This window comes from Polaromonas sp. OV174 (assembly GCF_900112285.1).
Classification (GTDB): domain Bacteria; phylum Pseudomonadota; class Gammaproteobacteria; order Burkholderiales; family Burkholderiaceae_C; genus Polaromonas.
This window is the reverse complement of record NZ_FOKZ01000003.1, coordinates 138,881-153,352: the sequence shown is the minus strand read 5'-3', so window position 1 is coordinate 153,352 and position 14,472 is coordinate 138,881. Positions and strand designations below refer to the sequence as shown.

The 14,472-nt window shown below is 60.8% G+C and carries 11 protein-coding genes; 3 read left to right on the top strand and 8 right to left on the bottom strand.

Translation table 11 applies throughout. The annotated features are described in order from the left end of the window. Nucleotides 1–3 precede the first annotated feature (3 nt). Nucleotides 4–1,401: an argininosuccinate lyase gene (argH, locus tag BM160_RS04105; protein ID WP_092000903.1), complete on the bottom strand. Its 1,398-nt coding sequence runs from the start codon at nucleotides 1,399–1,401 to the stop codon at nucleotides 4–6. A 206-nt stretch (nucleotides 1,402–1,607) separates the two neighbouring features. Here argH and BM160_RS04100 point away from each other — a divergent pair, with 206 nt between their 5' ends. The 3 genes from BM160_RS04100 (at nucleotide 1,608) to BM160_RS04090 (ending at nucleotide 4,759) form a co-directional block, all read left to right on the top strand. Next, nucleotides 1,608–2,699, top strand: coding sequence for a sensor histidine kinase (locus BM160_RS04100; protein ID WP_255368619.1), 1,092 nt, complete (start codon nucleotides 1,608–1,610; stop codon nucleotides 2,697–2,699). Continuing rightward, nucleotides 2,696–3,439, top strand: a complete 744-nt coding sequence (locus BM160_RS04095; RefSeq protein ID WP_092000897.1) for a LytR/AlgR family response regulator transcription factor — start codon at nucleotides 2,696–2,698, stop codon at nucleotides 3,437–3,439. Before BM160_RS04100 ends, BM160_RS04095 begins: the two co-directional genes overlap by 4 nt. A 147-nt stretch (nucleotides 3,440–3,586) precedes the next feature. Next, nucleotides 3,587–4,759: an AI-2E family transporter gene (locus tag BM160_RS04090; RefSeq protein ID WP_092000894.1), complete on the top strand. Its 1,173-nt coding sequence runs from the start codon at nucleotides 3,587–3,589 to the stop codon at nucleotides 4,757–4,759. A gap of 199 nt (nucleotides 4,760–4,958) precedes the next feature. Here the strand turns inward: BM160_RS04090 and BM160_RS04085 are convergent, their stop codons facing one another. From BM160_RS04085 to ppc, 7 genes are all read right to left on the bottom strand, one after another. Then, nucleotides 4,959–6,050 (bottom strand): LysR family transcriptional regulator, encoded by a 1,092-nt coding sequence (locus tag BM160_RS04085; RefSeq protein WP_092000891.1) that lies wholly within the window; start codon nucleotides 6,048–6,050, stop codon nucleotides 4,959–4,961. A 122-nt stretch (nucleotides 6,051–6,172) separates the two neighbouring features. After that, complete coding sequence (locus BM160_RS04080; protein WP_092000889.1) at nucleotides 6,173–7,021, bottom strand: fumarylacetoacetate hydrolase family protein; 849 nt, start codon at nucleotides 7,019–7,021, stop codon at nucleotides 6,173–6,175. 43 nt (nucleotides 7,022–7,064) lie between these two features. Next, the gene (locus tag BM160_RS04075; protein WP_092000886.1) at nucleotides 7,065–7,856 is read right to left on the bottom strand and encodes an SDR family NAD(P)-dependent oxidoreductase; all 792 of its coding nucleotides are present in this window, start codon (nucleotides 7,854–7,856) and stop codon (nucleotides 7,065–7,067) included. An 8-nt stretch (nucleotides 7,857–7,864) separates the two neighbouring features. Further along, complete coding sequence (locus BM160_RS04070; protein WP_143093179.1) at nucleotides 7,865–8,941, bottom strand: mandelate racemase/muconate lactonizing enzyme family protein; 1,077 nt, start codon at nucleotides 8,939–8,941, stop codon at nucleotides 7,865–7,867. 68 nt (nucleotides 8,942–9,009) lie between these two features. After that, nucleotides 9,010–9,951 carry a Bug family tripartite tricarboxylate transporter substrate binding protein gene (locus BM160_RS04065; RefSeq protein WP_092000880.1) on the bottom strand — a complete coding sequence of 314 codons (942 nt, stop codon included), beginning with the start codon at nucleotides 9,949–9,951 and terminating at the stop codon, nucleotides 9,010–9,012. A 60-nt stretch (nucleotides 9,952–10,011) separates the two neighbouring features. After that, a complete protein-coding gene (locus BM160_RS04060; protein WP_218156581.1) occupies nucleotides 10,012–10,887 on the bottom strand; it encodes a TauD/TfdA dioxygenase family protein in 876 nt (291 codons plus the stop codon). Nucleotides 10,888–11,542: 655 nt separating this feature from the next. Further along, on the bottom strand, nucleotides 11,543–14,407 hold the full coding sequence (ppc, locus tag BM160_RS04055) for a phosphoenolpyruvate carboxylase (protein WP_255368618.1): 2,865 nt from the start codon (nucleotides 14,405–14,407) through the stop codon (nucleotides 11,543–11,545). Between the last annotated feature and the right edge of the window lie 65 nt (nucleotides 14,408–14,472).

Here is a 14,472-nt window from a genome sequence, read left to right as displayed (position 1 = left end):
CCGTCAGGCGCTTTGAAAGCGGGCGCGGTGGCGCGCAATCTGCAGCCGCACCTGGGCCGGTGCGGTGCCGCCCAGGATGTTGCGCGCATTGAGCGAGCCGCGCAGGCTGAGCACGTCGTAGACGTCTTTTTCGATCTTGGGGTTGAACTGCTGCAGCACCGCCAGCGGCAGCTCGGACAGATCGACCGCATGCGAGATGGCGGCCTTGACGGCATGGGCCACGGTTTCGTGCGCATCACGGAAAGGCAGACCTTTTTTCACCAGATAGTCGGCCAGGTCGGTGGCGGTGGCGTAGCCCTTGAGGGCGGCGCGCTCCATGGCCTCGGGCTGCACGGTGATGCCGCCCACCATCTCGGCAAAGATGCGTAGCGTGTCCTTCAGCGTATCGACGGTGTCAAACAGCGGCTCCTTGTCTTCCTGGTTGTCCTTGTTGTAGGCCAGCGGCTGGCCCTTCATCAAGGTGATCAGGCCCATCAGGTGGCCGACCACGCGGCCGGTCTTGCCGCGTGCCAGCTCGGGCACGTCGGGGTTTTTCTTCTGCGGCATGATAGAGCTGCCGGTGGTGAAGCGGTCGGCAATGTGGATGAAGCCGAAGGTCTGGCTCATCCACAGAATCAGTTCTTCGCTGAAACGGCTGATGTGCACCATGCACAGGCTGGCGGCGGCGGTGAATTCAATCGCAAAATCGCGGTCGCTGACGGCGTCTATGCTGTTCTGGCAGACGCCATCCATGCCCAGGGTTTTGGCCACGCGCTCGCGGTCCAGCGGGTAGCTGGTGCCGGCCAGCGCGGCCGCGCCCAGCGGCAGGCGGTTGACGCGCTTGCGCACGTCGGCCATGCGCTCGGCGTCGCGGGCAAACATTTCCACATAGGCCAGCATGTGGTGGCCAAAGCTCACCGGCTGCGCCACTTGCAGATGGGTAAAGCCGGGCAGTATCACCTCGACATTTTTTTCGGCGATGTCGACCAGCGCTCTTTGCAAATCGGTCAGCAGGCCGCCTATCAGGTCGATCTCGCCGCGCAGCCACAGGCGCACGTCGGTGGCGACCTGGTCGTTACGGCTGCGGCCGGTGTGCAGGCGCTTGCCGGCATCGCCCACCAGCTGAGTCAGGCGCGCCTCGATGTTCAGGTGCACGTCTTCGAGATCGAGCTTCCATTCAAAGGCGCCGGATTCGATTTCACTGGTGATTTGCGCCATGCCGTTCTGGATGGCGGCGTGGTCGGTGGCGGCAATGATGTTTTGCGCCGCCAGCATGTCGGCATGGGCCAGTGAACCGGCAATGTCGGCCTGCCACAGGCGCTTGTCGAAAAACACGCTGGAGGTGTAGCGTTTGACCAGGTCGCTCATGGGCTCGGAGAACAGGGCAGACCAGGCTTCGGATTTTTTGTCGAGTTGATTCACGTCGGGCTTTCTTTGGGAGGTGGCGGGCCGGGCTTGTGGGCCGGCTGCGCCAGGGGCAAATGCTGTGTGACCGGGCACGTTTGGGATTGTGGGCCAATCCATGGCTGAAAAGCCGCAACCGGTGCAATACTCTGGCTGGTGATTTTATCTGCGCGCTAGGGCGCCCTGAGAATCAGGGCCTCTGTGCCAACCCCCCAATCGAAAAAATGCCTGCGAGGTCCCTGGAAACGATGACGCTGCCCGACTACCCACCGAACTTTGAAGAGTCCACGCTGCATGGGGGGCTGAGCATTCCGGTGGACATCGGCGAGGCGGCCAGTCCCTCGTCCCGTTCCGCCATGTTTGACGCCTGTCACGTCGGCGTGGTGCTGCGCGCCGTGCTGTTTGTCGAGGCGGTGGTGGGCGTGGGGGCCATGTTCGGCGCGAACGGGGTGCTGGACTGGCTGCTGTGGTTTTCGCTGCTGACCGGCGGCGCGCTGCCCGCCACGCTGGCCTGGCTGATCGTCGTTTGTGCCTGCAAAAAGCGCCTGATGCAGCTGGCGCCCTGGGGCCAGTGGCTGGCCGGCACGCTGCTGGGGGCCGCCGCTGGTGCCTATGGCTGCGGCTTGCTGGCGCTGATGGGGCTGCTGCAGCCGGCGTCCTGGTGGGCCAGCGCGGCTGCCGGCGCCTTGCTGTCGGCCATGGTGCTGGCGGGCCTGTTCTGGCGCGCCAAGGCCCGCACCCCGGCGGCCACGGCCGCGCGTCTGGCCGAGCTGCAGTCGCGCATCCGGCCGCACTTTTTGTTTAACACGCTCAACAGCGCTATTGCTCTGGTGCGCGCCGAACCGGCCAAGGCCGAGACGGTGCTGGAAGACCTGAGCGAGCTGTTTCGGCATGCGCTGGCCGATCCGGCCGAGTCGGTCACGCTGGAGCAGGAAATCGTCCTGGCCCAGCGTTACCTGGCGATCGAGAAAATTCGTTTTGGCGAGCGCCTGCGCGTGCAGTGGAGCCTGGACCCCCATGCAGGCTTGGCCAGGCTGCCGCCCTTGCTGCTGCAGCCGCTGGTGGAAAATGCCGTCAGGCATGGCGTGGAGCCCAGCGCCAGCGGCGCGCAGCTCAAAATCTCCACCCTCAGGCGCGGCAGCAGCGTGGTGATCAAGGTCAGCAACACCACGCCCGCCGGCGTGGGGGAGCGCGGCCACGGGCTGGCGCTGGCCAATGTGCGTGAGCGCCTGATGTTGCTGCATGATGTGCAGGCGCAGTTCCGTGCCGTGTACAAGGATGGCATATTTCAGATCAGGCTGGAGATTCCCGCATGAAACAACTCAAGGTACTGGTGGTGGATGACGAGGCGCTGGCGCGCTCGCGCCTGCGCACCCTGCTGGGCGACTGTGTGGCGCCGACGGCGCTGGTGGCGGCCGAAGCGGCGGATGCGGTGCAAGCCATGAGCGCTATTCAGCGCGACAGCTTTGATGTGGTGTTGCTGGACATCCGCATGCCGGGAATGGACGGCATGGCGCTGGCCCAGACCCTGGCCCGCCTGCCACAGCCGCCTGCCGTGGTGTTTGTCACGGCCCATTCCGAGCACGCCCTGCAGGCCTTTGAGGTCGAGGCGATGGACTACCTGACCAAACCGGTACGCTTGGAGCGGTTGCAGCAAGCGCTACAAAAAGTGGAGCGGCTGGCGCATGCTGGACGGGCGCTACAGGCCAAATTTCCTTCAGAAACGCTGTTGATACAGGATAGAGGCAGAACCGAGCGGGTGCCGCTGGCCGAGGTGCTCTACCTCAAGGCCGAGCTCAAGTACATCACCGTGCGCACCGCCAGCCGCAGCTACATTCTGGACGGCTCGCTGAGCGAGCTGGAAGAGCGCCATGCCGGGCTGTTCATGCGCATACACCGCAATGCCCTGATTGCGCGGCGCGCCGTGCGGGCGCTGGAAAAGCATTTCGACCCCGAGGAGGGCGAGGGCTGGGCCGTGCGGCTCAACGGCATCGACGAGTTGCTGGCGGTTTCGCGCCGCCAGCTCAGCGCGGTGCGCGAAGCCATGGGGGCTTGATGGCGCGGCTGCCGGCCCCTTCCTGTGATGCTGTCCTACGCCGATTGACTCGCGCCTGGCGTTGAATAGCGGAGCAGCCGGGTGCAGGCGGGAGAGGTCCCGTCGCATCGCCTGTGTGCTGCGCGAGGCGCTTGACGAGGAAAGCCAATGACTGAAGAACACCATACCGTAGCGCCGCTGGACCCAGCATCTGAGGTGGCTCTGATCGAGCCCGAGCGGGTGCTGCTGCACATGCCGGTGGACATTCGTAGTGTGTCGCTTGGGGTGCTGGCCATACTGGCCAGTTTGTTTGTGCTTCACTGGGCCAAGGCTGTCTTCATTCCGGTGATGCTCAGCATTCTTTTCAGTTACGCGCTTTCGCCGCTGGTCAATTGGATGGCGCTCAAACGGGTGCCGCGCTGGCTGGGCGCGGCGCTGCTGCTGCTGGGCATTTTGAGCGCCATAGGCTCGACCGCCTATTCCCTGAGCGACGAGACCGCTCAGCTGGTGGAAGCGCTGCCGGTGGCGGCGCAAAAATTCAGGCAAGCCGTGAAAACGCGCGGCGCCAAATCGGACAGCACGCTGGACACGGTGCAAAAGGCGGCGTCGCAAATCGAGCAGGCCGCGCAGGAAAGCGCCGCGGTGCCAGCCGCGACGCGCGGCACCATGCGGGTGGTGGTGGAGCCGCCGCGTTTCAATGTCAAAGATTATTTATGGTCGGGCACCATAGGCTTGATTGCCCTGCTGGGCCAGGTCACGGTGGTGGTTTTTCTGACCTATTTCCTGATGATTTCGGGCGACAGCTTTCGCCGCAAGCTGGTCAAGCTGGCCGGTCCCAGCTTGAGCAAGAAAAAAATCACGCTGCAGGCACTGAACGAGATCACCGACCAGATACAGCGCTATCTGCAGGTGCAAGTGCTGACCAGTGCGCTGGTCGGCCTGCTGACGGGCCTGGCTCTGCTGGCCCTGGGGCTGGACAATGCCGCCGTCTGGGGCATTGCCGCCGGTGTGTTGAATCTGGTGCCCTATGTGGGTTCGCTGGTCACGGCCAGCGCCTCGGCACTGGTCGGCTTTTTGCAGTTTGGCTCGCTCAACATGGCGCTGGCGGTAGGCGGCGCCTCATTGCTGATACACACCGTGGTCGGCAATCTGCTCACCCCCTGGCTGACCAGCCGCACCAGCCGTATGAGCCCGGTTGCGGTGTTTGTGGGGCTGCTGGCCTGGGGTTGGCTGTGGGGCGTATGGGGCCTGCTGCTGGGCATTCCTATTCTGATGATCGTCAAGGCAATTTGCGATCGTATCGATGACCTGAAACCGATTGGCGAGTTTCTCGGGTCCTGAACCCGTTCGCTGCATTTGTTGGAAATTTAGAAGGTTTTTGCTTTTTCACCAGTCAGGGCGGTCGGAGCTTGCTATCAAATTGATGAGTTCCCGTGACTATCCGGCAAACGCCTGTCAGGGGCGACGAGGGCCTCATCAGCGCCTCGCCTTCCCAGCCAAGCTCGGCGCTGGAGTGGAGTACTTCTGGGGGGATCAACAGTCATTTTTTCTCTGCAGCTACGCGTACGCAGGCTTCCTGAAATTCGACCAGCAGGGGGCTGGGAATGCTGGACGCCAGTACCGTGGCATAAATTCCCCGATAGGCGCTTCGGCTGCTGATACGGCGGTAGGCCAAGCCTGTCATGTTGATGCGTTCCAGCAAAGACTCGGACAAAACGCCTACGCCCAATCCAGCGCCGATCAGTCCCAACATGGTGGCTATTTGCGCAACCTCGTAGGCCGGTGAAAACTGCTCGCCTGCTTGAGCGTAGTGTTCTTCAATGGTCTGTCGCATGTGACTTTTCTTGTTCACCGCAACTTGCGGATGGCGCTGAATATCCGACCAGCGCAGGGATTTCTTGGCGGCCAGCGCATGGCCCTCGGGAAAGATGACGACAAGGTAGTCCCGAAAAAGCGCCTGCGATACCAGGTCTGCATCCTTGCTCTCAACCGGCGTGAAGGCGATATCGGCCTTCCTGGAGCGCACCATCTCCAGGCAGATGTCAGACAGTTCGTCATGAATCTGAATATCAACATCCGGCAGCCGCGGGACAAATTGCTGAATCACTTTCGGAATGAAGCTGGCCGCGACTGATGGCCCGGCGGCAATCGTCAATCGACCTCGTTTCCCGTTGGCGTATTGCTTGATGCGAGTCTGTGCCTGCTCGACCTGCTCGGCAATTTGCTCTGCCATGCGATGAAACTCCAGACCCACTTCGGTCAGGCCGACCTGGCGTGTAGTCCGCTGAAAAAGACGCACCCCTAGCGTTTCTTCGAGACGTTTGACGGTCGCACTGAGGGCGGGTTGAGACAAATGACAGATGGAAGCTGCCTGGCTGAAGCTAAGCGTTCTCGCGACGACAAGAAACACCTCAATCTGGCGAAAGTTGATGCTCATTTTCGGGCATTGTCTGGAGTGCAGGAATCGGCGTGCACTTCGCGTCAGAAACGTGACATCAAGCAGGTGCCATGGGAGGCTCTGCACAGCCGAGGGATAGGGTTTTTTTGAGTCTAGCATCGTTTGTGCGTGACCAGAATTTGCCGGAGATCGCCACAAAGACAAGTCCGAGCGCCGATAGAACAGGTGTTCCATGGCGCTCTCTTACTCGGCTCAATAAACACCTAGGCTCCCCTGGCCCCGCCCTGGTCCAACGCGCGCAGCCGCTACGAGTCGCTCTTTTGCTAGTGCCACGCTGGGGCGTCAGCCCCTATAGCTCAGAGCTTGAAGGGCACGACCAGCTGATGCTGCTCACCCAGGCTCTCAATGCCCAGGGCCATCTGGTCGCCCTTTTTCAGGAACACCGGCGGCTTCATGCCCATGCCCACACCGGGCGGCGTGCCGGTGGTGATCACATCGCCGGGCTCCAGCGTCATGAACTGGCTGACATAGCTGATGATCTTGGCGACGCTGAAGATCATGGTTTTGGTGTTACCTGTTTGCATGCGCTGGCCGTTGACCTCCAGCCACATGTCCAGCTTTTGCGGGTTGGGCACCTCGTCGTGCGTCACCAGCCACGGACCTATAGGCCCAAAGGTGTCGCAACCCTTGCCCTTGTCCCAGGTGCCGCCGCGCTCGATCTGGTATTCACGCTCACTGACGTCATTGATGGTGCAGTAACCCGCCACATGGTTGAGCGCGTCTTTTTGCGACACATAGCGGGCCCGTGTGCCGATGACCACGCCAAGCTCGACCTCCCAGTCGGTCTTGACCGAAGCCTTGGGCAGCATCACCGGATCGTTGGGACCTTGAATGCAACTGGTGGCTTTCATGAACACAACCGGCTCTTTCGGGATCGGCAGGCCGGACTCGGCAGCATGGTCGGCGTAGTTCAGGCCAATGGCGATGAATTTGCCCACGCCTGCCACCGGGCAACCCATGCGCGGCGAACCCTTGACCAGCGGCAGCTTGTCGGTTTTGAGTTTGCGCAGCTTGGCCAGCGCGGCATCACCGAGCTGATCGGGGCCGATGTCCTTGAGCGCGGCGCTCAGGTCGCGCAGCTTGCCATCGGCATCAATGAGGCCCGGCTTTTCCTTGCCCGGGTTGCCATAACGAACGAGTTTCATGAGGTGTCCTTTGTAATTAGTCCGCAGATAGCCTGTGCAGGCTTCAATACTGTATGGCGCGACTTGATCCACCATCCACAGCGATGGCCTGGCCCGTGATGGCTCCGGCCAACTCGCTGCATAAAAAGACGGCTAGATTCGCCATGTCCTCGGGCTGTATGAAGCGGCCAATGGGAATTTCCTTCAGTCGCAGGGCGATGACCTGCTCGATGCTCATGTTTTCCAGGGTGGCCCACTTCTCCAGGGCTGACTCCAGGCGCGGCGTCCAGGTATAGCCGGGGTGAATCGCGTTGACGGTAATGCCGGACGAACCGACCTGTTCCGCAAGATGCTTGGTGAAATTTGTGATGCCGGCATTGACCACACCATTGGTCATTCGGTAAGCACTGACGTCGCGGGCCGTGATGCCGGCGATGTTGATGATGCGGCCCCAGTTCTGCGATTTCATATGCGGAACGACTGCCCTGATACAGCGGATATAGCCCATGAGCTTCACATCAATGTGATGGCGCCACTCTTCGTCAGACAGGGCATCAAAGGAATTCTGGCTGGAACTGACGGCGTTGTTGACGAGGATGTCGACGCGCCCAAAATGCGAGTGCGCCGTCTCGACCAGTCTTTCGATATCCTGAGGCATGCAGACGTCAGCGGAAACCGTCAGCACCTCGAATCCTTGGGATTCAAGCGATGTTCTGGCTTCGTCCAGACCTTGTGAATTGCGTGCGCAAATCACCAGCTTGGCTCCGGCCGCGCCCAATTGCTTGGCCATGGAATAGCCTATGCCCTTGCTACCGCCCGTGATGAGCGCCACACGATTTTGCAGGTTTAAATTCATGGTGATTTCTAATGGAAGGATGTTTGTTTGACGGACAGACGCTCGACGACTGGCATGTCCAGCATGGGCCAATACCCTGGCGGCAAAACAATATCGCCGTCGGCGAATACCAGCGGGTTTTGAAACAGCCTGTCCTCGGTCTTCAGGAAGCCATTGAATTCGCCCGCATTGCCAATGTATGAATGAGCAATACAGGCCTCCATCCAGCAGCCTATGTCCGAGGCAACCCCGTTGCCCAGAACGCGTTGCATGCCATGCTGGGTGATGCGGCGAAGGTCATCCACCAGGGAGTCGAGCCCTCCCGATTTCACGAGTTTGAGTTTGATGTATTGCGCCGCTTGAAGTTCGGCAGCCTTGTCGATGTCAGAGCTCAAATAAATGGATTCGTCCAACATCATGGAGACGGGACTGACCCGGGCGACTTGCACCGCCGCATCCCAGTTGGCGTCCTGGCAAGGCTGCTCGAAAAGTTCGATCGCTTGTGGAGACATTCGCCTGACGAATTCAAGCGCTTGCTCGGGTTGATAGCCCTGATTTCCATCAAGGCGAAGCGAGGCCCTATCGCCCACCTGAGACTGAATCCAGGCCAAACGCTGTAAATCCTCGTTCACGTCGAACCCCACCTTGACCTTGAGCGTTTTAAAACCACTCGCCAGAAGCCGATCGACTTCCGCTTGCACCAGGGCTTGGGATTTTGAGTTGACCGGTGCGAGCAAGGGGACGCGCACCGTTTCTTGATGTGCACTAAGGACTGGATGGGATTGCGCCATTTCGACGGCAGAAACCATGGCGGCCACCGCATGAGAGTGCAATGCGCGGTGACTTAGCCATTGGCTGATGGCCTGCTCGCCGGTCAAGCCAATCGACTGTCTGGCCTGCTGTGCGCAAAAGTCCCATCCGCCCTGGCGCGTCTCATGGGTATACCCTTCGACAATGGCCGCCTCACCAAAACCTACGGCACCATCAGAGGTGGTGACGATCACCAGCAAGGTGTCCAGCGCGGTGAGGGTGGCAATCGAAGTCGGGTACGGTTCTTTGAACGGCATGCGCAAGTCATGCAATTGTATTTTTTCAATGATGGACAAAGTCAGCCCCGCAAGTAAAGAAAATGAAGCTGCCCTTTACGGGCGCTGCCTTGAAGAAATTACGCTTCTCAGTTGACCATCTTGAGTTGCTTGAGCAATTGCGTGTCGTTGCGGGCTTGCTCCGCCAACATCTCGGCCATGGCCGGGCGACTCATGGTTCCTTCGATCGTTCCCGTCTCGCGCAGGTACTGCTGAAAGCGTGCCGAGCTAACGCCAGCCTTGATCATGGCGTAGTTGCGTTCGATGAGATCCTGCGGCGTTCCCTTCTTGATGAAGAATCCCCGCCAGTGGTACTTGACCAGATCGATACCCATTTCCTTGAGGGTAGGCACGTCGGGGAGCTGGGGTAGGCGCGTCTCGCCGGTCTGGGCCAGAATTTTGGTGCGGGGCGTGAAGGTGGCCGCCACGCTGACATTGCTGACCGCGCCTTCGATGAGGTCGCCGGCCACCGCCGAGATGGCTTTGCCGCCGCTGTCATAAGGAATCCAGCTGAAATCGCCTTTCACCTTTTGGCTCAATTGCATCATGACCAGCTGGAACGGCCCTCCAATGGCATAGCCGCCAACGCGCACGTGGTCTTTTTTGGTGCGCATCTCTTCGGCGAAGGCGGGAAAGTCCTTGAATCGCTGTGGCAAGGCATACAGGGCAAAGGGATCGAGCTGAACCCTGTAAAGCGGCTCAAAATCAGTCCACGCATGCAAATGGCCGGGGAGCTGCAAAATGGACGTAATTCCGGTTCCTTCAGCCAGTAGGGTGTTGCCATCAGCGGGGGCCTGCTTGAGCAAGCCCATGGCGATTTGCCCTGAAGCGCCCGGTTTGGGTTCCACCAGGACGGTGCGGCCGGTCGCCTTGCTCATCTCATCGGCCAAGACGCGCAGCATCAAATCTTGCGGCGCTCCCGCGTTGGAGCCATGAACAATTCGAATAATGGGTTGCTGCCCCCAGGAAGCGGCGGAAAAACCGATCATCAGGCCAAGAGTCAAAAATTGACGTCGTATGCGATTAATCATGAGCTTGTCTCCTTATGCTATTTCCGTAGTGGCCAGGCAATGGCGAGTTGATACAAAAAACTAGCGTGACGCGATTTGGGTTCGCAACATGAGGCGCCGCGTACTGGGGTCAAAAGAGTCGCGTTTGTGCAGCGTGCAACTGTTGTCCCACATCACCATGTCACCGACCGTCCATACCTGTGTCCAGGTGAAGCGCTCTTGCGTTGCATGCGCCCAAAGTTGGTCTAGCAGTGCTTCGCTCTCTTCAAGTGAAAGCCCCTTGATATAGGCATTGCGACGTCGCCCCAGCATCAGGCATGGAAGACCGGTTTGGGCGTGGGCGACGACTAGCGGATGCACCGCACCCACAGTCTGGCGTGGGTCGGTATTGTCAACAAAGCCCAGTCGTAACTCACCAGCGCTGTTACGGCTGGCATCGTGCACGCAACTTAGGCCCTGAATGCGTTTTTTGAGGTCCGTCGGCAGCGTTTCATAAGCCGCGAACATATTGGCGAAATGCGTATTGCCCCCAGTGGGCGGAACTTCCTTGGCCAACAGGCATGCCCCTTTGGGCGGAATCTCGTTGTAGGTCATGTCCGCATGCCAGACGGCTTCGCCGTCGCCCAGCGCGCCCATCGGTTTGCCGCCTATTTGAACGTTTGAGATCACGGTAATTTCACTTGGCAATTCATCGTGCTCCTTGCTCATGGCATAGCTCGCGGTGGGGCGCTTGTCCAGCGCGCCAAAGTAGCTGGAGAAGGCACTCTGGTGCGCCATCGTGATGTGATTCTGGTTCGGGAATCGCAGCACCAAATGTTGCTGCCAAGCCTCGCGGATGGTCGTGATTTGAGCCTCGGATAGAGGCTGTGCCAAATCAATGCCCCGAATGTCGGCGCCCAGGGCTTTCCCGGAAGGAATGACCTGAATCGTGCGAATGGCTTCTGCGGTCGTGAGCATCGGCGTCTCCTGTGAATGTGGTGTTGATCCGCAGGTTAAAAGAGTTGGATTTATCAGTCAATTTTCATTAATCTATAAATTTATAAAAAAAATGGATATATAGCCAGGCGCTTCGGATCATCGAGATGGGGAAGACATCTGATCTCGGCTTGGCCGCGCTGGCCTGCAGCCTCACGCGTTGTTGTAGACGCCGGCCAATGGGGTGGACGCCCCAGCCGTAAGGGCCTCAAGCTGGCAAAGAACGTGTTTCAGGCCCACGGCATCGACGAGCACGGCAAGGCAGTGCTAAAGCAGCGGCGCAAGCGCAACCAGAGGGCCAGTTGCTGACGCTGCGGCGTCGTATTTGAGCAGCAGCGCCGAAAGTCATTGATCAGACTGAAGATCAAGAAAATCCAGGGCAATCGGTGGCGGCAGTCACACCATCGCATTTAGCTGGCGTTGACGGCTCGCGGCGCGCCACTCTGGGGGAGGCCGAACACCCCTCTAAGCAGACCTTGGGTAACTTCCGCACTTCACCGGCTTCGTGTGCAGCCACTATCTAAATCGGCGCCACATTGCTGACGGTCAATCTGCGGATGTCAAGGTCGGGCGTGGAGCGAGTGCTTCGAATGGCCTTATGTCGGCAGTCAGTCAGTCTGGCGCAGCCATCCGACACTCAACCCGTATTGCGCAGGCCGGCGGCAATGCCGTTGATCGAGATATGAATCCCGGTCTGCACCCGCTGATCGGCCTGGCCGGCGCGGTAACGCCGCACCAGCTCGACCTGCAGGTGGTTTAGCGGGTCAATATAGGGGAATCGGTGGCGTATGGAGCGCTGCAGCGCGGCATTGCCGGCCAGCCTTTGTTTGTCGCCGGTGATCAGCGTCAGAGCTTCCGTCGTGCGATGCCATTCGGCCTCGATGGCGCTGAAGATTTTCTTGCGCAGCCGGGCGTCGCTCACCAGCTCGGCATAACGCGAGGCCAGCGCCAGGTCGCTCTTGGCCAGCACCATGTCCATATTGCTCAGCAGGGTGCGGAAAAAAGGCCACTGCTTGTACATTTTTTGCAGCAGGCTCAAGGCTTCCTTGCGACTGGCAGGCGTTGCGCCCTGGTTGAGAAACTGCTCTATGGCCGAGCCGAAGCCCAGCCAGCCGGGCAGGGTCAGGCGGCACTGGCCCCAGCTGAAACCCCAGGGAATGGCGCGCAGGTCTTCGATTTTCTGCGAGGGCTTGCGCGAAGCCGGGCGGGAGCCTATGTTGAGTTCGGCAATCTCGCGTATCGGCGTGGCGCCGAAAAAATACTCGGTAAAGCCCGGTGTGTCATAGACCAGCGCGCGGTAGGCCGCCATGCTGGCCTGCGACAGCTGGTCGGCGGCCTGCAAAAAGGCCTTGGTCGCCGGCTTGGTCGGCTGTAGCAAGGTGGCTTCCAGCGTGGCGGCGACCAGGGTTTCCAGGTTGCGCCGGCCGATCTCCGGGTTGGCGTATTTGGAGCCTATGACCTCGCCCTGTTCGGTCAGTCGGATTTGTCCGCGCACCGTGCCCGGTGGCTGCGCCAGGATGGCCTGGTAGCTGGGGCCGCCGCCGCGGCCCACGGTGCCGCCGCGGCCATGGAACATGCGCAGCTGGATCTTGTGCGAACTGGCCAGCTGGTCGAACAGCTCCACCAGCGCGATTTCGGCGCGGTACAGCTCCCAGTTGCTGGTGAAAATGCCGCCGTCCTTGTTGCTGTCGGAGTAGCCCAGCATGATGTCCTGCTCGGCGCCGCTGCGTTGCACCGCCTGGGCCATGCCGGGCAGGGCGTAAAACTCGCGCATGATGGGCGCGGCATTGCGCAGGTCTTCAATGGTTTCAAACAGCGGCACCACGATCAGCTCGTGGGTGGACTGGTGGTCCAGCGTGCCATGCATCAGCCCGACTTCCTTTTGCAGCAGCAGCACTTCCAGCAGGTCGCTGACGGTTTCGGTGTGGCTGATGATGTAGTGGCGTATCGCCTCTTTGCCGAAACGTGCACGGGCGCTGCGGGCGGCTTCAAAGATGGCCAGCTCGCTCTGGGCATGGTCCGAGTAGCTGGTGCCCAGCACGCGCAGCGGCCGGGCGTCGTTGAGCAGACGCATCAAGAGCGCGCGCTTGGCCATTTCTTCGAGCTCGCTATAGTGCGGCTCTAGGCGCGCCACGGCCAGCAGCTCGGCCACCACCTCTTCATGCTTGTCCGAGCTCTGGCGCAAATCTACCGTGGCCAGGTGAAAGCCAAACACTTCAACCGCCCGGATCAGCGGGTGCAGGCGTTGGGCCGCCAAGGCCTCGCCGTGGTGGCTTTTCAGCGAAGCCTGGATGGTGCGCAGGTCGGCCAGGAAGTCGGCGGCCTGCGCATAGGCGTTTTGTGGCGCCACGGCATGGCGTGCCGCCTCGCCCCCGGTCAGGGTCTTCAGCGTGGCGGCGAGACGGGCGTAGACGCCGGTCAGGGCCTTGCGGTAGGGCTCATCCTGGCGGTGCTCGTTGGTGTCGGGCGAGCTTTCGGCCAGCCGCTGCATGTCGACGCTGCAGTCCACCAGAATGGCCGACATGGAAAGTTCGCCGCCCAGCAAGTGCACTTCGGTCAGGTAGTGGCGCAAGGCCATTTCGGCCTGCCGGCTTAGTGCGTAATTCAGCGTGTCGGCGGTGACGTTGGGATTGCCGTCGCGGTCGCCGCCTATCCACTGGCCCATGCGCAGAAAGCTGTGTACCGGCTGGTTGCCCAGCTCGCGCTCCAGGTTGGCGTAGAGCTTGGGGATTTCGCGCAGAAAAGTGGCTTCGTAATAGCTCAGCGCGTTCTCGACTTCGTCGGCCACCGTGAGCTTGGAAAAGCGCAGCAGCCGGGTTTGCCACAGCTGCATGACGCGGGCCCGCAGCAGCGCTTCGTTGGCGGCCAGCTCGCGCGGCGTGAGAGCGTCCTTGGCGGCATTGTGGGCCAGCGCCAGGGCCTTGATGTCATCGCGGGCGGTGAGCAACTGGGCGATGCCGCGCTCGGCATCCAGAATGCTTTTGCGCTGCACCTCGGTCGGGTGGGCGGTCAGCACCGGTGAGACAAAGCTGCGGGCCAGCGTGTCGGCGATGGCTTTGGGCGCGATGCCGGCCCAGCGCAGGCGGGCCAGCGCCACATCGATGCTGCCTTCCTGGGTGTCGCCGGCGCGCTCGTGGACGGCGCGGCGGCGGATATGGTGGCGGTCTTCGGCCAGATTGGCCAGGTGGCTGAAATAGGTGAAGGCGCGTATCACGCTGACGGTCTGGTCGCCGCTCAGGCCTTTCAGCAGTTTTTTCAGCGCCTTGTCGGCTTCCTGGTCGGCATCGCGGCGAAAGGCCACCGACAGCTTGCGCACCTGCTCTATCAGTTCGTAGGCGGCCACGCCCTCCTGATCGCGAATCACATCGCCCAGGATGCGGCCCAGCAGGCGTATGTCCTCCACCAGAGGTCGTTCGTTGTCCCGGGAGCGTCCGGGTGTCTTGTCTTTGACGATCTCTTTGCTGTCTTCTTTGATCTTTTTGGCGCGCGCGGAAGTGACCATCTCTGCCCTCTAGGTATTGATCTGACTCGGAAGCACGCATGCTAGCATTCACTCCCCTTCAAGAT